Source organism: Candidatus Bathyarchaeia archaeon (assembly GCA_035935655.1).
In the GTDB taxonomy this organism is placed as follows: Archaea; Thermoproteota; Bathyarchaeia; order 40CM-2-53-6; family 40CM-2-53-6; genus 40CM-2-53-6.
In genome coordinates, this window is record DASYWW010000037.1 from 155,594 (window position 1) to 175,046 (window position 19,453).

General features: G+C 52.0%; 23 protein-coding genes and 1 tRNA gene. 11 read left to right on the forward strand and 13 right to left on the reverse strand.

Annotated features, from left to right (window positions below):
- Positions 1-17: 17 nt before the first annotated feature.
- Together VGS11_06120 and VGS11_06125 are read right to left on the reverse strand one after the other, a co-directional pair.
- Entirely contained in the window at positions 18-851 is an 834-nt protein-coding gene (locus VGS11_06120) for a dihydroorotate dehydrogenase electron transfer subunit (GenBank protein HEV2119664.1), read from the reverse strand.
- A gap of 73 nt (positions 852-924) precedes the next feature.
- Positions 925-1,302 (reverse strand): hypothetical protein, encoded by a 378-nt coding sequence (locus tag VGS11_06125; GenBank protein ID HEV2119665.1) that lies wholly within the window; start codon positions 1,300-1,302, stop codon positions 925-927.
- Between the two features lie 58 nt (positions 1,303-1,360).
- Between VGS11_06125 and VGS11_06130 the strand changes: the two genes are divergently transcribed.
- The gene (locus tag VGS11_06130; GenBank protein HEV2119666.1) at positions 1,361-2,926 is read left to right on the forward strand and encodes a pyridoxal-phosphate dependent enzyme; all 1,566 of its coding nucleotides are present in this window, start codon (positions 1,361-1,363) and stop codon (positions 2,924-2,926) included.
- Between the two features lie 56 nt (positions 2,927-2,982).
- On the opposite strand, the gene VGS11_06135 is transcribed toward VGS11_06130, so the two are convergent.
- The 4 genes from VGS11_06135 to VGS11_06150 all read right to left on the reverse strand — a co-directional run bounded on the left by VGS11_06135 (position 2,983) and on the right by VGS11_06150 (position 6,673).
- The gene (locus VGS11_06135; protein HEV2119667.1) at positions 2,983-4,407 is read right to left on the reverse strand and encodes a DUF87 domain-containing protein; all 1,425 of its coding nucleotides are present in this window, start codon (positions 4,405-4,407) and stop codon (positions 2,983-2,985) included.
- The gene (locus VGS11_06140; protein HEV2119668.1) at positions 4,408-5,403 is read right to left on the reverse strand and encodes a DNA double-strand break repair nuclease NurA; all 996 of its coding nucleotides are present in this window, start codon (positions 5,401-5,403) and stop codon (positions 4,408-4,410) included. It abuts the gene before it with no gap.
- Between the two features lie 178 nt (positions 5,404-5,581).
- The gene (locus VGS11_06145; protein HEV2119669.1) at positions 5,582-6,118 is read right to left on the reverse strand and encodes a hypothetical protein; all 537 of its coding nucleotides are present in this window, start codon (positions 6,116-6,118) and stop codon (positions 5,582-5,584) included.
- Positions 6,119-6,124: 6 nt separating this feature from the next.
- Positions 6,125-6,673, reverse strand: coding sequence for a hypothetical protein (locus tag VGS11_06150; GenBank protein HEV2119670.1), 549 nt, complete (start codon positions 6,671-6,673; stop codon positions 6,125-6,127).
- 239 nt (positions 6,674-6,912) lie between these two features.
- On the opposite strand from VGS11_06150, the gene VGS11_06155 reads away from it, so the two are divergent.
- Positions 6,913-7,164: a hypothetical protein gene (locus VGS11_06155; GenBank protein ID HEV2119671.1), complete on the forward strand. Its 252-nt coding sequence runs from the start codon at positions 6,913-6,915 to the stop codon at positions 7,162-7,164.
- A 16-nt stretch (positions 7,165-7,180) separates the two neighbouring features.
- Here VGS11_06155 and VGS11_06160 read toward each other — a convergent pair whose 3' ends face one another.
- Entirely contained in the window at positions 7,181-8,203 is a 1,023-nt protein-coding gene (locus tag VGS11_06160) for a GNAT family N-acetyltransferase (GenBank protein ID HEV2119672.1), read from the reverse strand.
- Positions 8,204-8,359: 156 nt separating this feature from the next.
- Here VGS11_06160 and VGS11_06165 point away from each other — a divergent pair.
- Positions 8,360-8,480 (forward strand) — tRNA-Gly (locus VGS11_06165).
- A gap of 6 nt (positions 8,481-8,486) precedes the next feature.
- On the opposite strand, the gene VGS11_06170 is transcribed toward VGS11_06165, so the two are convergent.
- Complete coding sequence (locus tag VGS11_06170; GenBank protein HEV2119673.1) at positions 8,487-8,735, reverse strand: hypothetical protein; 249 nt, start codon at positions 8,733-8,735, stop codon at positions 8,487-8,489.
- Positions 8,736-8,965: 230 nt separating this feature from the next.
- Here VGS11_06170 and VGS11_06175 point away from each other — a divergent pair, with 230 nt between their 5' ends.
- Positions 8,966-10,636 (forward strand): serine hydrolase, encoded by a 1,671-nt coding sequence (locus VGS11_06175; protein HEV2119674.1) that lies wholly within the window; start codon positions 8,966-8,968, stop codon positions 10,634-10,636.
- Between the two features lie 24 nt (positions 10,637-10,660).
- Here the strand turns inward: VGS11_06175 and VGS11_06180 are convergent, their stop codons facing one another.
- The 3 genes from VGS11_06180 to VGS11_06190 are packed head-to-tail and all read right to left on the reverse strand — an operon-like array spanning position 10,661 to position 12,429.
- Positions 10,661-11,425 carry a hypothetical protein gene (locus tag VGS11_06180; GenBank protein HEV2119675.1) on the reverse strand — a complete coding sequence of 255 codons (765 nt, stop codon included), beginning with the start codon at positions 11,423-11,425 and terminating at the stop codon, positions 10,661-10,663.
- Positions 11,426-11,470: 45 nt separating this feature from the next.
- A complete protein-coding gene (locus VGS11_06185) occupies positions 11,471-11,809 on the reverse strand; it encodes an FKBP-type peptidyl-prolyl cis-trans isomerase (protein ID HEV2119676.1) in 339 nt (112 codons plus the stop codon).
- A 17-nt stretch (positions 11,810-11,826) separates the two neighbouring features.
- On the reverse strand, positions 11,827-12,429 hold the full coding sequence (locus VGS11_06190) for a GNAT family protein (protein HEV2119677.1): 603 nt from the start codon (positions 12,427-12,429) through the stop codon (positions 11,827-11,829).
- 115 nt (positions 12,430-12,544) lie between these two features.
- Between VGS11_06190 and VGS11_06195 the strand changes: the two genes are divergently transcribed.
- The 4 genes from VGS11_06195 (at position 12,545) to VGS11_06210 (ending at position 14,173) form a co-directional block, all read left to right on the forward strand.
- Positions 12,545-12,826 (forward strand): hypothetical protein, encoded by a 282-nt coding sequence (locus tag VGS11_06195; GenBank protein HEV2119678.1) that lies wholly within the window; start codon positions 12,545-12,547, stop codon positions 12,824-12,826.
- 67 nt (positions 12,827-12,893) lie between these two features.
- Positions 12,894-13,295: a nitroreductase/quinone reductase family protein gene (locus tag VGS11_06200; GenBank protein HEV2119679.1), complete on the forward strand. Its 402-nt coding sequence runs from the start codon at positions 12,894-12,896 to the stop codon at positions 13,293-13,295.
- Between the two features lie 82 nt (positions 13,296-13,377).
- Entirely contained in the window at positions 13,378-13,641 is a 264-nt protein-coding gene (locus VGS11_06205) for a hypothetical protein (GenBank protein ID HEV2119680.1), read from the forward strand.
- A gap of 346 nt (positions 13,642-13,987) precedes the next feature.
- Positions 13,988-14,173 carry a hypothetical protein gene (locus VGS11_06210; protein ID HEV2119681.1) on the forward strand — a complete coding sequence of 62 codons (186 nt, stop codon included), beginning with the start codon at positions 13,988-13,990 and terminating at the stop codon, positions 14,171-14,173.
- Positions 14,174-14,210: 37 nt separating this feature from the next.
- Here the strand turns inward: VGS11_06210 and VGS11_06215 are convergent, their stop codons facing one another.
- On the reverse strand, positions 14,211-15,551 hold the full coding sequence (locus VGS11_06215; protein HEV2119682.1) for an ATPase domain-containing protein: 1,341 nt from the start codon (positions 15,549-15,551) through the stop codon (positions 14,211-14,213).
- A gap of 103 nt (positions 15,552-15,654) precedes the next feature.
- Entirely contained in the window at positions 15,655-16,215 is a 561-nt protein-coding gene (locus VGS11_06220) for a CBS domain-containing protein (GenBank protein ID HEV2119683.1), read from the reverse strand.
- Positions 16,216-16,336: 121 nt separating this feature from the next.
- On the opposite strand from VGS11_06220, the gene VGS11_06225 reads away from it, so the two are divergent.
- The 3 genes from VGS11_06225 to VGS11_06235 are packed head-to-tail and all read left to right on the forward strand — an operon-like array spanning position 16,337 to position 19,428.
- Positions 16,337-17,317, forward strand: a complete 981-nt coding sequence (locus VGS11_06225) for a hypothetical protein (protein ID HEV2119684.1) — start codon at positions 16,337-16,339, stop codon at positions 17,315-17,317.
- Between the two features lie 3 nt (positions 17,318-17,320).
- Entirely contained in the window at positions 17,321-18,526 is a 1,206-nt protein-coding gene (locus tag VGS11_06230; protein ID HEV2119685.1) for a hypothetical protein, read from the forward strand.
- Positions 18,523-19,428: a methylenetetrahydrofolate reductase gene (locus VGS11_06235; protein HEV2119686.1), complete on the forward strand. Its 906-nt coding sequence runs from the start codon at positions 18,523-18,525 to the stop codon at positions 19,426-19,428. Before VGS11_06230 ends, VGS11_06235 begins: the two co-directional genes overlap by 4 nt.
- The last annotated feature ends 25 nt before the right edge of the window (positions 19,429-19,453 follow it).

Here is a 19,453-nt window from a genome sequence, read left to right on the forward strand (position 1 = left end):
CACACGGAGAGAGATACTCAGTGGCCTGCTCCCAGAGCGACCTTTTTTCCCGATAAGTCTCTTCGGGTTTTTCCGAACTCTGGCATCCCGTTGAGCTCTCTTTCCGAGAATACAGGTCCGTCGTGGCATACAAGGTAAGGGCCAATTACGCAGGCGGCGCATATTCCAACTCCACACTTGAACACCCGCTCTACGCTGACTTGTATGTGACATCTCTTCTGCATTGCCAGATCGTAGACTAGTTTCATCATTGGTTCTGGTCCACAAGTGTATATCGCGTCGAAGCTACCCTCTTTCAACACGTGCTCGACGACCTTCGGAACCTGGCTCTTTTCCCCGTAGGTCCCATCGTCAGTCGCGAACAGGAGCTTGAAGTGATGGTCCTTGCTCTCGCTGAGTAGCCAGTCCTTGAACAGGAGCTCGCTTGATGTTCTCGCTCCTGTGATCAATGTGACATCTCGTCCCCTTAGATGGACTAGGAATGAGATCAAGGGAACGAGTCCTGTTCCTCCTCCAACGACGAGTAGCTTGTGGTGGTGTCCGACGCTGAACGGGTGACCATATGGGCCTCTGACCCAGAATTTGTCGCCGACCTTTTTTTCCCAGAGCGCGGTGCTAACGGGTCCACCCTTCTTAATCACGACACCTGCCTCCGATCTCCCGTGGATTGCCAGCACGCTCATGGGAACCTCATCCACCCCGGGAACCCAGACCATTGCAAACTGGCCCGGCTTGGCATTGTGTAGGGTCGAGTCGCTGAACCAGAAAGAGCGAATTGAAGGCGTCTCGTCCGCAATGCGGTCGAGTCGAACGGCCCTCGGCGTGTGAAGCTGTTGGGTGACAGACTCCAATTCTGCGGATATTGCGGCGAGGGGCGTACTAATGACTTACGAGAGGAGGCTCTCGACCTCATCCCTATTGTTATCAGACGAGACGAGATGTCGCGACATAAACCGGCCGCTCTGGGAGTCTGTAGACCAGTTTCATCATTTCATCGTAGTGGTGTTGTATGATCCCCGCGCCCTGCGGCCCCATCATCTGCTCTGCGTTGGTCCTGCACTGGTTCATAGCCGTCAAAATTCCCTCTTTAGTTGGGTCAGTGTAGCTCGCGCCACAGCTGACGAACACTGATTCCACGAACTGTTTGACCTGTTGCTTCAACTGTTCGTCAGTGACTGGTTGGTTGAGAAGCGTGGCGAACTCTCTATTGGCGCTCTCGAAACAGCTGAGTAACTCGTCCCTAACGAATTCAGGCGTGATCTTATCGCTTGGAACGTCTGGAGCTTTGTAGGTCTGAGTCATAGGGCACCTTTATGACATACGTTATATAAAGCCGTATCCCCAATCAGTTAGATAAGGAATGCAGGAGTCGACTACTAAACCTCAAGTTGACGAAGCCCTTCTCAGAATGTTCCGAACCGAGATAAAGAGCAAAGTCCCACACGCTGTCGAGAGAAACGGAAGCAGGGCTTTCATCAATCCAACGCCTTTGGAGGACCTGACAACTCCCCTCATCGAGTGCGCTCGTATCGAATATGGGCTTGACGTCCCTGCGAAGAGCATCAAGGTCTTTGGAAAGTTCGACTCCAAGATCGCAGGTGGCTCGGTCAAAGTCCGCCCGGCAGTTGAAATCATCGAGGATGCGATTGCTTCCGGCAAGCTAAGAACTGGTCAAACGGTTTTCGAAGCAACCTCGGGCAATTTCGGTATCGCTCTTGGAATGCTCGAAGGGATCGGCATCAACGTCATTTTCTTGGTTTCAAGGAAACTTCAGAGAGGGGTCTTAGATGAACTGAACAAGAACTCAGCCAAGGCAGTCAACTTGGACATCGACATTTGCCCCGCACCAGGTCTGGCACTTGATCAGAACCTGGCCATTGCGAAGGCGACTGCGAGCAACGTCCGTGAACAGTTAGCTGATCTCGGGTTGGACGCGGCGCAGTTTGACAAGTCGCGAGCCGAGATCGAAGCTCTCCTTGCGAGACAGGACGTGATTAACCTGGCCAAGATGCTAGCTAAGATCTACGGTGGCTTCTGCCCTGAACAATATGATAACGAGTTGAACGTCAAATCACACGAGGCTGTAACAGCGCCGGAAATAGATCAGCAGCTGAAAGACCGCGGGCTTTCTCTCGCTGATTTCAAAATGGTTTCTGCTTTTGGTACGGGTGGCACGTCAGCCGGCATCAGCAAGTACATCCAGAAAAAATATGGCAAGAGATCTGTTCACGTGGTGTTTCCGCTCAACAACCAAGATGTCGCAGGAATACGGACCAAGGACAAGGCCTTGGGGCTGAGATTCTATGATCCAACTCTGTATGCGGGACAGCACGAGGTGGACTTCGAGCAAGCCCGAAGAGTCCTGCGCTTCTGCGTCGGAAGAGGGTACGACATCGGCGAGAGCAGTGCGCTTGCCCTGTACGCTTGCTTACAGATGTTGAACTATGGTGTCGGGGAGAAGTTTGTAGTAATGTTGGCAGATGGTATCGACAAGTACCGGAGCACTCTCGGAACAGTAGCGCAGGCACCCCCTCCCCTCGAAGTGACTCTTCCACAGGCCAGTTCAAGCGTGGCGGATTATGGCGAGGTTCTCTGGACTCACGGCATGTTCGTTCCGAAGGAGGACGGGATCAAACTTGTCGCATCGTCCCTTGGATGCGATGAGAGCAAGATCAAGGTCGCGCGAGCATCCGATGTGCAATCGTTGATTTCGACGGAGAAGATACCCGACAATATCAGAAATGTTCTACCAAAGGACAATCGAAAGGTCCTGTTGGTGTGTATGGCTGGAGCCACCTCGTTGCGCGTTGCACAAATCCTCGCCGCAAACGGAATGCAAGGTCAAAGTCTCACTGGCGGAATAATGAGCCTCTCCGAGAACAGCAAGAAACAGCCATCCGATCTAGTGCAGATGTCCAGAGAATAAACTACCGGGCCATTTCCTGACCCTGCGAAACCGTGGTACTCTTGCGCTGGGTCTCATCAAGAGAAGAAGAGTCTTGTTTCGCCCATTGTTCTGACGTCTAGCTGTTCCACGTCGACCATCAGAGGCAAGTCCTTCACAACATTCCCCAGCAACAAGCATCGTCTGGTGGGTATTCCTCTGACAAGGTAGCGTATCGTGTCGCTGTCCGCCTTCGCCACCTTACCAATAGCTTCGATGTCATGTTCGTTTGTGAAGTTGAAGATGAACACATTGTCCGCTTGCCTGTAGATCGCCTCCTGAACAGTGTCCGGCTGGTTCGTGATGAAAGTAGTAAACAATCCAATATGCCTCATCCGCGTAACGATATCATCCCAGTAAGTATCTCGTAAGTACAGGTGCGCCTCTTCCGCGAAGAGAAAGGCAGCCTTGAGCCAGTTCGAAGAGAGAATCTTGGTCAGTTCACCGAGAAATATTTCAACGAGTATGCGTCGAACGATCTGGCTCTGATTCTTCAGGTTCACAACCAAGACCCCGCCTCCCTCAATAGTGTGGAGAATCCGCTCTTCGGTCAGTGGGTTCGCTTCGTCAAACAATCCCGATTCCATCAAGACCTGCAGTCTAGAAGTCAGAGCCTCGCGAACGCTGTCGTGGCAGCTCCACGATTGCACAGCCTGGATAACGGTCGGCAGAGTCAGATCTCCCCGAGCTTCCAGATCCTTCCAGATAGTGGTGAAGACTTTGGACGAGGTAGCCGGAAGGTCGAGGGCGTGACTCAAGACCCCTGCTACTGTTCTCAGTCCGAGTTTGGCCATGGAGAAGTTTAGGCCACTTCTAGGGGCTAGAACGGTCAAGCGCGCAGATGATTGTCGTCCATCCTTCGATTTGTGTAGGTTGATGTATTCCCCGTTCACGTCAAGGACAATGCATGGTGCTCCCCATCCCGCCATCGACAGAAGGAGTAGTTTTGCTAGGTGAGACTTGCCTGAGCCTTTTCTTCCAGTGATGATATTGAGACCGCCGTCGAGTCCGCTAGCGTCTACGCTTATCGTCTCGCCATCGTTGTGTCCAAGCTTGACCGGCATTTTTCCACCGTTCATTATCAGCTTGTTGACTGCATACGGTCGAATCTTTGATGAGGTGCGTGATGGCAACCAGGACGTAGTTGGTGAGAGGCTCCCATCCTGTGCGATTGTTCCTCGGATTTTGCAGACCGCCAGCCTAGTATCTTTCAATGCATCTACCTGGCTGGAAATGTTCAAAGGATCCACGTCTTCCCCCGAAAGCTCCCCGTCCGTCATTACATCTCGGAGAATGTCCTCGAGGACTCCCGGAACATTGGCGTATTGCAGGTCAATCGCTTGGACAAGTAGGCCTCTGGATTGAGCCGGGTCCTCGATGACAAAATAGTCGCCCTTGTGAACGTGCTCGTCCGGGAAGGCTATGAGCTGGACCTCGTCTGCTTCCTTCCGGTAGATTCGCATCTATGTCACGTACCTACTTGTTCCAAAGGGTCCGAACAAGGATCGTCGTAGGTTCGGCCGAGCCTGAAGACTAACATGATGGTTGCTAGCAACGAATCTCTGGACGGCGAGAATCTCGTTAGCGGTGAACGTGCTGAAGATGTGGGCGATCCTCAATGTCTCTGGGTAGCCGTGGAAGATAACATCGGTTCCGGCGATTCGGCCCAGCGCAACCAATGAGTGCTGTTCATCAGCGTCCCGGTCAATATCGGTTCGGAACAGAAATCCATCTGGTGATAGTTTCGAGACACAGACCCGTCCGAGGAATCTGATCGGATAGGCTGGATATTCGTTCTCGACAACAGAGGTGATGTCGATAATGTGGGGGATTTTTTCGGCGTCGAAAAAGCCTAGAATATTCCTCCCACCAACCGTCAGCTGGGTTGATTTCGAGAGGGCGATAACAATGCTGTTGTTGTTGCGGGCAGTGGAAAGAATTCGCTGGACTCTGCTTGAAGGGTTGTCCGGAGTCCCAGCGGTCAACGATCCATCTAGCAAAACAATACCATCCTTGACGGTGATTGCGAGTTCTTCCTGGACCCAGCGTTCTACGTGATTTCTCAGCTTCGTTAGAACCCGTAGGGTCTTGACGGATAGGCCGCCGAAAGCACGTGACTCGTCGTCTCGGTACTTTTCTTGTTGGCCATCGGAGTTGGGAATATGGAATAGCAATGGTCCCCAGCGTGTGAAAGCGATCCTGTCGGGCTGTCTCCAGACAGCAACCGCGCGTATTGCGAAGATCATTCCGGTCTCGGTTTCGCCAATCTTTACGCTGGAGGCATCGCAGGCCGCGATTGGAACCGATTCTCTCAACGGATTGATAGGGCTGCGTTTCAACCCCATTGCAATCGAGGAGGCTCCAATTTCCAACTGCTCGTCAGAGTCTCCATCGTCCAATCCCATGTCGACAAGGGACACCGTTCTCGGGTTGAGTGTGGACCCTCGTAGCGATTGCATCGACTTGGTTGACAGCTGGAGTAGCGCTTCGGGTATCGGATGTTGAAGTTCTTCCGGTATGCTTTTTAATTGTGCTAAGGGTTCAGTTAATTCCTGGGTGCGGTGGAGCAAGGTTAGATTCCCCCAGTATTGGGCGGGAGATCCCCCTCTCCCGCCTGTCCCCGCACCCTCTCTGTTATCATCCGGGCGCAGTCACCTTTGTTTCATGCTGGGACGCGGCGGCACGAGCTGTCACGCCTCTCGCGATCTCGTGTGACTTGCGAATTCCCTGAATTGACAGCCGGTAGTTTCCCTCGTTAGTCCGCTCGACGATGCCTGTCTTCGCCATCATCGCGAGGGTGTTGCGTACTGTTTTGACAGATTTTCCGATAGCTTTGCTGATATTCTCAGGACTCATATCGACGCTCGATCGAGTGCCCACGGCATGGGCAACCCGGGTGGCGAGGAGAACGAGCGAGATCGATTGTTCCGCAGACATTTCTGGTTTCAGGAAGACCGCTTCACCATCAGGTGTTAGTTTGACTGTCTCGGAGAGATCGTCCACCATCGACGAGTAATCTGGAGAAAATGTCAGTTTCGATGCGAGTGAATAGTTGGGCAGAACCTGTGCTGCAAACCTCATGACCTCCTGGACCACAGTCTCCAAATCGCCTTCGACTGTGTGTTTGATGTCTCCCCATTCGATCTGAACTTTGACCTTCGGACGCTCCGTCATCGCGTTCTACCTCTCCGGCAACTGCACAGCCTTCGGCATCAATGTCTGGATGACGACGCGCTGTCCCATTGTCGTAAGCCGGTAGGAGCCCTTTCCGATTCGTTCGATCAGTTGCTCCCTTACCAGTTCGCTGAGCCGGCCAGCAATTGTCCCAGTCACTCGGCCTGTAATTTTTGCTAGTTCGTCGAGAGAGATTGAGTCGTTGTCCCTTTTCCCCATCAAGTAGAACATGCGGGCTCCAGCGACGTGAAGCATCATGAGCTCTCTATCCTTCAAGGTCGCCGTATCTTTCAGGATCACAAGACCTTCTGGAGAGTAGGCGAGGACCCCTGCGCAGCTTTGCAGAAACTCTGTGCTGTCGACTGAGAGTACGAGCTTCGATGCTAGCTCCAGAGAGGGGTAGGCTTTTGAGAAGAAGATGACAAGTTCCCGAACTACGTTTTCGGGACTACCGATGACCTTGGTCTCCGCTCCGTTGTGTCTTACGATGACTTCTATGGTTCCGGTAGGTTGGCTTGATTGAACTGATCTCTGAACTGCTTCAAGGTCGGACAATATTGCTCAGCCCGAGCATTCTTCGTTGTTGATATATAACAATTTTCGGTCCCGACATGCTGTCTACAAGGTGTTACTTTGAGAAACGGGAGTGAAAGTGAAAGTGTTTCGCCGAAACAATACGCTCGGGACGCCATACAAGGTGTTACTCCCAGCCCTCTCAGGAACATGCAAAGAGAACTACTAAAATCACGTCTCCCGCAACAGCTTTATGAGCTTGACGTGCGACCCTCCCAAGAATGAATTACAACGAGCTCAAGATTCGCATACTCGGACTCTTCGAATCTACCCGAGAATTCGACAGTCTGAACATTCGAGAGCTCTTGGCTAGAGAGACGACTCTCAAGTTGACGGACAAAGCTGTCGAGATGGCACTCATGCGCTACTGGAGACAGGGGCTGCTTAGCCGGACCCGACGAGCGAGCAGGTTTCAGTACACTCTAACCGAACGTGGCCTTGCCCGGAGAGAGTGGTTGCTCAAGAATCAATGAGCTGCCGTGAGGAAACCTACTCTAACTTCAGAGTCATGAAAATCTCATCGACATATCCTTCTTGCAGCCACCCCGGCAATCTGCCAGATTCTTCGAACCCAGCTTTCCTGTAAAGCGCCTGCGCCGGGCTGTTTCCGTCGAAAACGCTCAGCCAGACCCTGCCTAGGTGTAATCTCATCGCGAGAGTCTTTGAAGCCTCCATCAGCATTGTTCCGACCCCGAGGCCTTGGTAGTCCGGCCTGACGAAGATTCCGGTTCCCATTGAGTGTTGCATGACTTGGGCCGGAGATCCGAAGAGGTCGACGGACCCAACTGGTTCCCCAATAACTTCGTCTTCACACACGATCGGAAAGACCTGCTTTGCTGCAACCCTTTGTTGATAATCTCCGGGTGTAAATGGGTATAGTCCTTCGAAGACCCCTGAACCGATCCCGCGCATCACGTTGTGATGAACTGTGAACTTGTCGAGGATCGGCCGGTCTTCTGACCGGTAGCCTCTGATTCTCAGCTTGGGTGTTTTTGCCTTCTCAACCTCGACAGCCTTGTACAAGCCGGGCTTCGCGTAGTTTCTTCGGACGATAGGCTTGTACCTTGAACCTAGTTCCTTGTAGAGAAGATGATAGTCAAATCTCCTCCCATCGAGTGATACGACTCCCGGCAAAGAGGCGCCGACAGAGAACCCTAGCGCCTTTAGCGCCTGAAGCCGCTTCTTGTCGTATCCGAAAACATTGGTTCGAAGAACGATTTTCTCACCTGCAACAGCGGCTCGCTCAACAAGCCTGGTTGCGTCCCTTAGTCCGGAAACGGAATCTGTTACAACGCGAAATCTCGCGGTAGGAGCCTGCTTCTCTCTTCCTGCGTTATAGGAGAACAGCGCGTTAACAACCCGTCCCCTTAACAGAACATAGCTGCTGCCGGATGCAAAGAATTCTCCAAGCAAACCATCACCGATCGGAAGAAGACGCCCGACTTGCAAACTCCTCTCGTTGAGATAGTCAAGGGCTTTAGATGGATCACTTTCGAGTGGGACGATTTTCAAAACATTCCAGCTTGCTCATCATTAGATTCTTAAAACCAGTTGAGACTTGTCCGATTTTGACGGGTTACTAACTTCTGCATCCATGCGCACCCTGGTCCGTTCATTGTTCTCTTCCAATCGTAAGGCAGAAAAGACTAGGACTAGATGCATTGGTTAGCGGCCGTAGTCTAGCCTGGTCTAGGACATAGCCCTAGCGCGTCCAGTGGGCTTCCAACCCAACGACCCGGGAAGCCGTCTAAACAACGGCTCGGGACTTCAAATCCCGGCGGCCGCACCACCCAAGCTATCGATTGTTTCTAACAGGCCTAAACGCGACGATTAGCCACCAGACGACTGCCTGTCCTGCGATAGTTATCGCAGTAAGTTCTAATCCGCTGATCGCGAATAACGGAACGAAATAGGTCAAGATGGAAGCCGAGGGAATACTTGCAGTCTTCCTTGGAACTTGAGAATTCTTGTTGAGCACCGTTGGCAAGCTGAACACAGCAAGCCCAGCACTGCCGATCGAGATCAGAAGGTCCACCAAGCTCACAAGTAATGCCTCTATTGGTCGCTGTTTTTCCTACGCACTCCAATACAAAAGTCGACAGTTACGTCCGGCCTCCTTCTGCCGTGCTAAACCTGGGCGTGAGATCTTCGTGATCAATCCTAGCGAGCAAGCCTCTATGAACCACAGAGTCCATTGCTCACGGAATACTACGGTGAGCATTCACGCTCCAGTCCAAGACGAGTAACGACTCCAAAGCAGTCTCAGCTGAGACCTTGGTTGGCTTATGGGGCAGTGAGGCTGGTTTTGGGCCCAAGGTTCGTGGGGAACTCAACATTGACGGAAGAGGTTCCGAGTGGCGCGCGAGAATAGCTGGCTCCGAATCCCCTGTTGCAGTCAGAGGGACAATAGTGACATTCGATCTTCCTGATCGGAAGGGAGGGTTTCGTGGCTACATCGACACAGATTCGCATCGGATCATAGGACATTGGATTCAGCCTGTTGGAGTCTTCTTGAACAATCAGTACGCCACACCTGTAAGCCTGGTTCAGTCTGACCGCGAATCATGGAAAGGAAACGTCGTTCCTCTTGACGATCATCTTACCGTCTTCATGATGATCCAGAAGAAGGCGGATGGGTCGATAGGAGCGTTTTGGCGGAATCCAGAGTTCAACCTTGGGATGGGCCGTCCCTTTCAGGTCAGGCGTGACGGCAGAGAAGTGGTTCTTGTCAATCTCCGCAAAGAGACAGAAGAATTGAAGGGTACGTACGATGATCAAACAGATCATCTGCTGATCAATCTGCCCGGTTACGATACAACGCTAGACTTCTCTAGGCGCGATCGAGAAAACGCAAAGGGATTCTATCCTCGCACAGCCGCTCTGGATCATTTTGTTCCCCAGCAACCGGTTGCCCGCAAGGACGGTTGGTCTACTGCATCTCTCGAGGAGGTGCGACTGGACCCGAAACCGATCACTGCTCTCATCGAACGGATGCTCCGGACAGAGACGCTTGATTACACGACTCCGTACGTTCACAGTCTGTTGATAGCTCGTCACGGAAAGCTGGTGCTTGAGGAATACTTCTACGGATTCAATTGGAGTCTTCCACACGATACTAGGTCGGGGGGAAAAACTCTCGGATCATCACTAATCGGCATCGCAATGTCACAAGACGTTAAGCTGGAACTTCAGACTCCTGTCCTGTTCCTCTTTCCCGAATACAAAGAGATCGCCAATCTCGACGAACGCAAAAAGAGAATGACCGTTGAGAGCCTGTTGACCATGACGTCTGGACTCGCTGGCGATGATAACGAAGACACTTCCCCGGGCAGCGAGGACCATATGCAGAACCAACAATCGCAGCCTGACTGGTACAAGTACGCCCTAGACCTCCGGATGGCTAACGAGCCCGGAGGCGAGAAGGCTGTCTACTGTTCGCCGGCAATCAACCTGCTCGGAGGAATTGTCAGGAACACAACCGGAGTATGGCTTCCGGAATATTTCTACAAATATTTCGCCGAACCGTTGGACATCGGGTTGTATCATCTGAACCTGATGCCTTCAGGCGATGGCTACGTGGGCGGTGGCGCTTACTTGCGTCCGCGAGATCAGCTAAAACTTGGACAGCTCTACCTCTCAGGCGGGATTTGGAATGGCAAACGGCTGTTGAGCAAGTCCTGGGCGGATTCGTCTACACGGCAACACTCTAGCTTTGACCAAGACCATCGTTATGGTTACGCGTGGCATATCCGGGACCTAACTGTCGGCGGGCTTGCATACCGAGAGTATTCGGCGGAGGGAAACGGTGGTCAGCTGGTAATCGTCATTCCTGAGCTAGACTTGACCGTTGGGTTCACAGCAGGAAATTATGGCAACTTTCCGACTTGGTACAAGTTCATTCAAGAGCTCGTGCCACAGTTCATTATTCCAGCTGCACTTAGCTAGTGCCGATTTGCAAATAGACGAGCATTATTTTTCTCTCAACGTGAACCTAAGCCCAGACCAAGTCTTGTCGATCGAACAGATCTTGAAATCGACCATTCCAGCAGCGAGCCCAGCCTCTCTTACTACTGATTGTCCCAAGTCCGTTTGAATTTTGGACGTTTTCTTTGTCCAGATAATCCATAGTCCAGCATTTTTCGAAAACCGCCTCATGTGTTCCAGTCTCTCTTCTAGCTCTCTTCGAGACCTTGCAAACCAAAGGGTCAGGTCAGACTGGCCTCTGACGCCATCTCGCAGCACAGCATTTTCTGGTAATTCGCCCAGGGCTTGTCGGAACCCCGCAGGTGCCCCGACCAGGGAAATGGTTTGTCCCGGTTTGATTCCGAGCTTCTTGATGAGAGGCGCCCCTGCGTAACCTTCTAGGCGCGACCGCGCTTGTGGGGGCTCTTTGGGAGGGTGCCTGATAATCTTGTCCAATCCTTCCCGGATCTTATCCCAGTTTGTGTAGTGTGCGTAGGGTATCTGTGCTAGGACCCTTTCGACTTTCTCATGCTCTCCATCGACAAAGACCAAGGGTATTGGTCGAGTCGCCTTGTAGGATCTCAGCGCCATGGCCACATCCCGCCCTTGAGATGGCAACCGAGAAAGATCGATGATGAAGACATTTGGAGGATTCTCTCTTTCGCGGAGGAGACTAGGGGTGAACTTGTCGTAGGTTACAATATATCCAACGGAGCGAAGGCGATCTGCCTTCTCTTTAGCTTCGACCGCATTCCAATGGATGAGCCTCACACGGGTACAACAGCGCCCTCCGTGTTAGGTTGCGCTGCCACGCCGTTATTGGCGTTTGATGTTAGTCACTCTAAGTTTGAACTGCAGGGTCTTGCCTGCCATAGGATGGTTCCCTTTCTTTCCATAGGCCTTCTCAGGAGGAATGACAACTTCTTTCTCTTCGTTGACCTTCATTCCGACCAGGGCTTCGTCAAATCCTTGTATCACTTTTTCGGCTCCGAGAATTACCTGCAGGGGCTTGTAATCTCGGGCAGGGTTGTATAGTCCTGCGGATTTGGCTTCTTTCTCCATTGAAGTATCGAAGACCTTCCCACCCGGGTATCGTCCGAGGTAGTGTACCGATACTGTGTCTCCTTTCTGTGCCTTCAGTTCCGCGGTGCTCATCGTCGAGCGCTGTTCTACTAAGGGCTCTGTAAATAGCTAACGGTCGGTTTGCCACGCGGTGGTTCAGATGCCGCTCTTATCGATTCGAATTCGTGTCTAAGCAAGCCAAGCACTATCAAGTCATGGTAGCGGTTGTCGAAGAAAACCGCGTCTCGCAAACGGGCTTCCTCTTTGAAGCCTAGTTTCTTAGCCAGTTGAAGGCTAACATTATTCTCAGCGTACGTCCACCATTCGGCCCGGTGCAGATTCAATTGTCCAAACACTTCGTCGAGTAGGAGCCTGGCCGTTTCTGTCCCGTAACCCTTGTTCCAAGCAGCCTTCTCACCCAACGCCAAGCCGACATCGGCAGCGATCATTCGGCGCTGAAACTGATGGATTCGTATCGTCGCCCAGCCGACTGGCTCGCGCCGGGATCTCTCTTCGATAATGTACGCTCTCCTTCCGGTATCCTCTCCCTTCAGCTCTCTGGCGAATTCGGCCTCCAATGCTTCCTTCGAGATCACATGATCCGGGAAGGAACGAGCCAAACGCATAATCTCTTCGTCGTTCTGCCATTTGTGCAGCACTGCGATATCTTCGCGCTCTAGCGCTCGGAGAACAACTAGCGTCCCAGACAGCAATGTTGACGATCACTATTCAGATTTCGTCGAATAATAAGCTACATTTTTTGATCCGGTATTTCCAAGAAAGGAAAACGCATCTTAATACGGGATGAAAGGGCATTAGTGGCTCATGATGGCTGAGAGGCAGAGGTACAAGGCACGGTTCACGAGCAAGTTGCCCAACGGAGACTTTCTCGGGCTAACTGTCTGGCCCGGAAAGAGCGACCCCAACGCTGAGGTGCTGACCATCCAGATCCGACGTCAGGGAGGCGCCGGCTGGGAAACAGTTCACCGAATTGCCATTTATCGGACGCCTGATGGGAGATACTCCCTTCTGCCGGAGCGAACCCCAGGCTTGCAGCCTCCGAAGACCGAGCCTTTGGGGAGCGAGGGGCCGAACGAGTCGTTCGAGTAAGAACCGCCAGAACCCTTCAGGGTTATAACGAAGGGCGAGACAGCCTAGCATTGCGTCGGGGATCAGATTGGCTACTAGTGAGATTGTTCTGGAAGAAACTCCTTACCTCAACCTAACCACGAGAGGCAGACGCACCGGCCTGCCTCGCTCTGTCGAACTCTGGTTCGCTTTCCAAGATGGAAAGCTCTTCTTCTTAGCCCACGAGAATTCTCATTGGTGGAAAAACGTGGCGAGGATTCCTCGAGTGGAGGTCGAGGTTGGAGAGATACTATTTGAGGGAAATGGAAGTCTTGCCCAGGAGAAGCTGGAACATGTCTTCGGCCTCTTTCGGCGCAAGTACGGCGAGGATCAAGTGAACAGGTGGTATGGCGGTCACCGGTCCAATCGAAGAGTTGTCGCAGTGGAGCTTGGGAGAGTCCTGGGCAAGAGACCGTCTGAGAAGTTGCGGCCCATTGAACTGGCAGCGTAGGAGCCTAGGGAACACAACCTGAACTGTTTGCCCCGATAGTCATATAGCAGTTCGCTCCCTCCAGAAGAACGTTGGATTTACAATGGCCTACGGTTTGGCTGAGGGTTTCAGAAAGACTGCAATAAGACTCGGTGGTAAGAAGAAGAATCGTGCGATTGTTGTCGCCACTTTTGGAAACCATTTCACCTTGAACGACGCCCTAGAGAAATTTCGCAAAGAAGGTTTGCGATTCGAGACTCAAAAGGGCCACATTGTCAAGATTTTCCTCGACAAGAACACGGAAGCGAGAGCCGAGCAAGTACGCAAGATCATACGTGAAGGCTTCGGCTACGTAGAACCTCTCTAGACCCTTCGCTAAACTAGAAAAAATCGCCCATTATCAGCCCTGATCACGATTCTGGAAACCCTCAGGTCAATGTCCGGAAATTCGTTCGGGTTTGTCGCGATCTTTCCAATGCTATCCCTGCCCGGATTGTGCCCGGAATCACCCGTCTCGCCCATTATCACTGCCAGACAGGAAATCGTTTCTAGAAAAAGGGGGGTCTTAGCGACCGACCCTCGCGCCGCGTGAATGCCTCCCTCGGACCACCGTGAAAGTAAATCATAGGTTCACGCGATGTTTGACAGGTTTTCCTGTTTGTTCAAGTTAGGGTTTTATCGTACCCAAACTCGACCTTCAGTCCGCCTGCGTTATGTCCCTACCCAAGCCCGGCGACCAAGTCAAAGTGACATTGATGAGCGGCGAAACAATCGAGGGCGTTGTCGACTGGATCGATGGAGCTGGCGCCTGGATCAAAGGAGCCCAGAAGAACCGATGGGTACCCTTGGAAGCATTCCAACCGCAAACACAAGCGGCCGATTCAAAAGACGACGAGTAGCTAATCCCGTCGGATAAATCTCCACTTTGGAACGTGGCTATTTTACGAAGACGAGCCCTTTGCTGCCGTCTATCTCGAAAGTCTCTGTATCAAGTTTTGACGCTGATCCGTTCAGCTTTCGGACCTTCAATTCTCGCCCATTAGGATCAGAATCATCCCTGTCAAGATCGATAACGCACGACGCCGTATCCTCCAGCCACTTTACCACATCCTTAGGCGCTTTCGAGAGATCCACCGTCAAGACAAGTGTCACGCTCGAATCTCTGAGCTTGTCCAAAGTCTCGCTCAGTCTCTTAACAAAGTCCTTGGACGCAACCTTCGCTACAACAGGATCGATCGAGTCGAATAGAATCTTCGTCTTCTCGCCGATAAACATGGAGCTATTCTTGACGAGTGCGTCCTGTATCGAATCGAAATCAAACGCCTTCTCAACATAGTACGGCTCAAAACTGAACGAGTCAGACTGGGACGAAAAACCGTCCACCAGCAAGAACCTGTACTGCGACTCAGCTTCTGACGGATCCGCGCCTATCTTCTTCATCTGCTCTCTAAGCGCACCCGGCGCCTTGTCATAAGTGACGAACATGCACGGGTTTCCCTGCTTCAGAAAACTGCTCGCAAGCCCAGAGCACAGAGTAGTCTTACCAGAACCTTGGCTCCCATTCACAACCACGAGACCAGGAGACTCCAGGTTCCCCTGCGTAAGCTCGAAAATATGGTCGAAACTCTGAGAGGCCTTTGGAGGGCTTGAACGTTTCGGAGCCTCTTCCCGGACCGACCTCTCAGGTTTGTCCGGAGACGGCGGCGGATAGAACTTAGGCTGCACCGTTTCCTTTGCAGGCTGCTGCGGAACAGGCTCAGGAGGTTTCATGGAACGGACTGGCGACGCAGGGGGCGTTGGCGCCATAGTTGGTTTGTCGGGCTCGGCGTCCTTCTTCCCACCTGGGACGATCATCATCGGCCTGCTCGTGGGTGTCGCTCTGGGTGGCACCCATTCTGGGCTGCTCTGCATAGCGAACGCTCTCGGCGGTTCCCCGCCAAACGAGCCTGAATCGGGCGGCAAATCTCTGAGCAAAGATTGCAGCAGTCTGCTCAACGAACTATCCTCGTCTATCTGAGCCATAGATGGGGAACTTCTCGCAGACTGATAGGAGCTACTAGTAGTAGTCATAGGCGGAAGGTTCGGAGGCGTAGGTGAGCCAGCTGGAACTGGGTGAGCCTGGACCGGAGTCGAAGTCACGGGAGCATTGGCCGTCGATGCGGACGTGGACGTTGTTGACACATCGTCAGTTGCCTCGTCTTCCTTCTCATCTTTTTTCTTGCGTCCGAACATGGTGAGTATTCCTATGATAGTAATTCGAACAGGAGAACACAGCATGAGTTGTTCTTGGATAGGAATGATGTTACCCTAGCGAATAGTCACCGGAAACAACCCAGAGGCTTCATTCAATCCTGGACGATGCAACCTTGTCCTTCGATAGTCACCGCTTGGTCTTCAGAATGTCCGACTTTGTCAGAATGCCAACAACGTTCTCACCCTTTGAAACGAGGACCCCATAGTTGGTCTGCAACAATCCAAGGACCATATCTATGGGCGTGTCACTATTGACCACCGGCAACGGCGAATCCATAATCTCGCGGACTTTGAGGCCAAGGACAGACTCCAGCGACTCGCCCCTTGCAGCCCGATCGAGAATCGTCTTCTCCGAAATGCTTCCAACAGATCTTCCGCCCTCGAAAACGGGGAGTTGGGAATAACCCCTACGCCTCATCAAATCAACGGCATCCCGTACAAGCTGCGTTCTAGCTACAGAGACGACAGGACGGCTGATCAGCTCATCTACCCGACGAGCAGGGCTCTCAACCCCCGCCCTTTCCAAAGCGCTGAAGAGTCTTTGCACGACCGAGTACGAGGGATCCACTGAACCAGCTTCTATTTTGGCGATTATCGACTGGCTTACTCCAGCGGAGATAGCGAGTCTAGACTGCGTCAACCCGAGCTCCTTCCTTTTCTTCGGAATTTCCCCCAGAGACGGAAGCATACCACTAGACTAGTTGGACGGTGTTCTTATTCCTATCGGAATATGGCCCAACCATATTCTTAACGGAATATGAGTACAATAGAACTTATATAATTAGAATATCTGAAACGACAACGAAAACATGTCCCCGGAAGTCCAGCTTGCTGGAATTCACCCGCGCTCAGAGAAGCTAATTGAACTCACCCGCTCGTACGAGCGGGCAAAAACCAGCTGGAGCCAAGTTGAAACTCAACTTGAGCAAGAGACAAGAAAACTCATCAAGCTTCAAGAGAGCCTCGGCTTCAGACACATCTCCGACGGAGCCTTAGGCTGGCAAGACCAGCTAAGGCCTATGGCGCGATCCCTCAAAGGAGTGGAATCGGGCACCCGATACTCAAGATGGTTTGACACCAACACGTTCTACCAAAAGCCCATTATCACAGGCAAGATTTCAGCGGGAGACATCGACCCCAAGAACTTTCTTCGACCAGAGCGCTCGACAAAAGGAGAAAACCGAAAAATCACTCTTCCCGGGCCATATACATTCTCCCAGCTCTCAGAAAACAAGCACTACGAAAATTATCCTGACTTACTCTCCGACATTGCACTGGCCGAACGCGAGATTGTCCGAAGACTCCGGAATGAAGGCGTTACGCTCTTCCAACTATCAGAACCCTGTCTGGTCTATCAGCCATACAGAGAGCGCTTTAGGGACAAGTCCGAAGTTGAACTTGCTCTCAGAACAATTCGGTCCCTAGTCAACGATACTCCCGAAGAATTTGTGGTCCAAACCTTCTTTGGGGACGCAGCACCGATACTCCCCGATCTTCTAGAACTCCCGATTTACGGTATTGGGATCGACCTGTTCGAAACTGACATTTCCTCTCTTGACGAACTGCAAAAGACCTCTAAGGCACTCGTTTTGGGTGCTGTCGACTCTCGAGAGTCCTTCGTTGAGAGCCCTCGCTGGATTGCTGACACAACGAGGAAGATCAGCGACCTGGCCACTGTTCAGAATGTGGTCCTTGCTTCCAACTCGGACCTGAAATTTGTGCCGCAAGGAATTGCCAATCAGAAGTTGGAAGCCTTGTCCAAAGCATCGGAACTCTTGGAGGAGAACTGATACTTGACAAAGCTCTTTCCTGTTCAGGAGATAGGGAGTCTCGCTAAACCAAAGTGGAGAACGAAGGGCCTACAACAGCCACTCTCTGCACAAGATCTCCTTGAAGCTGAAGAATGGGCTGAGAAACTCGCCATTGAGGATTTCCATGATCGGGCCAAGAATATTCTCAAGGCCGGTGACGACAAAGAGCGTGTGAAGGACATTCTTGAGCTCTCTACATTATACGGGCTGCGCCTGTTCGAAACGGCTGATGTAGACAACGTTGGCGTAGGGGGAGAGCAGCAACGAGTCGAAATGTACGAACATGTGATCAAGGCTGTGAATGGAATGAACCTCCTCGGTCACGTCCACTCCTTTGATTACAAGTACTTCAACAAAGGAGTAGCAGAATCAAAGATCTCCAGGAAACACCCCATCTACCTACCAGAATTTCTTGATGTTAAGAAGTACGCCCACCGAGCCGTGAAAGTTCCAATTACGGGACCATACACCCTAGTAGAATGGTCCTTTTGCGGATATTACATCCAGAAGCAACACGCTTCTTCGCCAAAGACACGAAAGATCGAAGCGAAGCGCGAATTCCTCCTCGATATTGTCGAGCAAGTCATACGGCCTGAGATCCGAGACCTTGTCAACGCGGGAGCGTCTTGGATACAAATAGACGAGCCCGCGGTGACCACTCATCCAGAACCTCAGGAAATGGATCTCTTCGTCGAAGGGTGGAACGAAACGGTCAAAGGATTCAATTGCAAGTTCAGCGACCACACCTGTTACCCATCCGAAATAGGCTACAAGGTTCTTGCAGAGTACGCACCGAAACTAGACAAATGCGACCAGCTTGCCCTAGAATTCGCTAACCGGGACACCTCGCGTCTCGGAGTCGATGATGATTCAAGAGAAGGCTACAGTGACCTCAAATATTTCGTCGACGCCGGTTTCAACGGAGAATTTGGACTTGGCGTCGCTCACGTGCACGACTTCACAGGAACCGTGTCCTCCGGAGCTGGGCAATCAGTGGGACGAAACCTGATTGAGTCTCCAGAGCTAGTGCGGGACCGACTTCTCTACGCTACTAAGGTCGTCGGGGATCCGGCAAAAATCTGGGCGAACCCGGACTGCGGGCTCAGGACGCGAACATGGGACGTGTCACTGACGAAGCTCGCGAGAATCACGAAAGGAGCTGAACTTGCTCGGGAGAGGTACCAATGAGGCTGAATGATCAGGCGAGGCATCACAACCTTGTTACAGTTGAGCTTATTCCCGACAGAGTTGTTCCAAGCGACTTGGCCTCCCTTAAGGGAAGAGTGGACGCAATCACGGTCCCGGCCCTGAGGAACGGTCACAATGATCCGAGCTATCCGAAGTCTTTCCCAGTAACTCCGCAACGCAGAAGCCTCGCCTCAGCTTCTATAATCAACAGGGCTGGGATAACCGCTGTTCCCTCGCTCACATGTCGCGATTGCCGAAGATCAGACCTCTCAACTATCTCGGACCAAGTGAGACAAGGTCTTGGAAATGTACTGATTGTCTATGGAGACCCTTATCCAGAGCCCCATCCTGGGACCTACGAATTCACCAAAACCAACGAGCTAATTCGAGAGGTCTCCTCGCTAAACGATGGAGACGGCCCATGCATTGGAGCAGTGACCAACCAGCATGCTAAAAATAGAGAAACCGAAATATCCAAGACTATATTACGAGTCGATGCCGGCGCGAATTTCATTGTTACAAATGTCGCCTTTGACTCGGAGAGTGTACTTGACCATAGGGATTCCCTGCTTGAAGCAGGGCTGAACGTCCCACTCTTCGTCCAAGTCTCTATCCCGCTCAGCCTGGACAATGTGCTTTTCGTGAGCCAGAAATTTGACATACCTGTCCCAGCCCACGTTAAGGAGAAACTGCTAAACGACCCGACAGGAGGAAGCCTAGCTGTCGCAGCAGATGCCTACCAAGCTCTGCGAGGGGAAGTAAATGGAATTCACTTCTCATATCTGTTCAGACAGCGAAACCCGATCCCCGCTTATCGCCATTTGCTAGAGACAATTGGGATATCGAGCCAGACTATAGCTCCGCTAGCCACTTCGACTGTGAAAACTTACCCGGTCGCATAGCTCTCTTTAGAGATGGTAGAATAAT

Excerpts from the sequence above, each read along its gene's own strand:
- VGS11_06125 (HEV2119665.1), bottom strand. The coding sequence starts at position 1,302 with ATGACTCAGACCTACAAAGCTCCAGACGTTCCAAGCGATAAGATCACG.
- VGS11_06130 (HEV2119666.1), top strand. The coding sequence starts at position 1,361 with ATGCAGGAGTCGACTACTAAACCTCAAGTTGACGAAGCCCTTCTCAGA.
- VGS11_06135 (HEV2119667.1), bottom strand. The coding sequence starts at position 4,407 with ATGCGAATCTACCGGAAGGAAGCAGACGAGGTCCAGCTCATAGCCTTC.
- VGS11_06140 (HEV2119668.1), bottom strand. The coding sequence starts at position 5,403 with ATGCAATCGCTACGAGGGTCCACACTCAACCCGAGAACGGTGTCCCTT.
- VGS11_06145 (HEV2119669.1), bottom strand. The coding sequence starts at position 6,118 with ATGACGGAGCGTCCGAAGGTCAAAGTTCAGATCGAATGGGGAGACATC.
- VGS11_06155 (HEV2119671.1), top strand. The coding sequence starts at position 6,913 with ATGAATTACAACGAGCTCAAGATTCGCATACTCGGACTCTTCGAATCT.
- VGS11_06185 (HEV2119676.1), bottom strand. The coding sequence starts at position 11,809 with ATGAGCACCGCGGAACTGAAGGCACAGAAAGGAGACACAGTATCGGTA.
- VGS11_06195 (HEV2119678.1), top strand. The coding sequence starts at position 12,545 with ATGGCTGAGAGGCAGAGGTACAAGGCACGGTTCACGAGCAAGTTGCCC.
- VGS11_06205 (HEV2119680.1), top strand. The coding sequence starts at position 13,378 with ATGGCCTACGGTTTGGCTGAGGGTTTCAGAAAGACTGCAATAAGACTC.
- VGS11_06210 (HEV2119681.1), top strand. The coding sequence starts at position 13,988 with ATGTCCCTACCCAAGCCCGGCGACCAAGTCAAAGTGACATTGATGAGC.
- VGS11_06215 (HEV2119682.1), bottom strand. The coding sequence starts at position 15,551 with ATGCTGTGTTCTCCTGTTCGAATTACTATCATAGGAATACTCACCATG.
- VGS11_06220 (HEV2119683.1), bottom strand. The coding sequence starts at position 16,215 with ATGCTTCCGTCTCTGGGGGAAATTCCGAAGAAAAGGAAGGAGCTCGGG.
- VGS11_06225 (HEV2119684.1), top strand. The coding sequence starts at position 16,337 with ATGTCCCCGGAAGTCCAGCTTGCTGGAATTCACCCGCGCTCAGAGAAG.
- VGS11_06235 (HEV2119686.1), top strand. The coding sequence starts at position 18,523 with ATGAGGCTGAATGATCAGGCGAGGCATCACAACCTTGTTACAGTTGAG.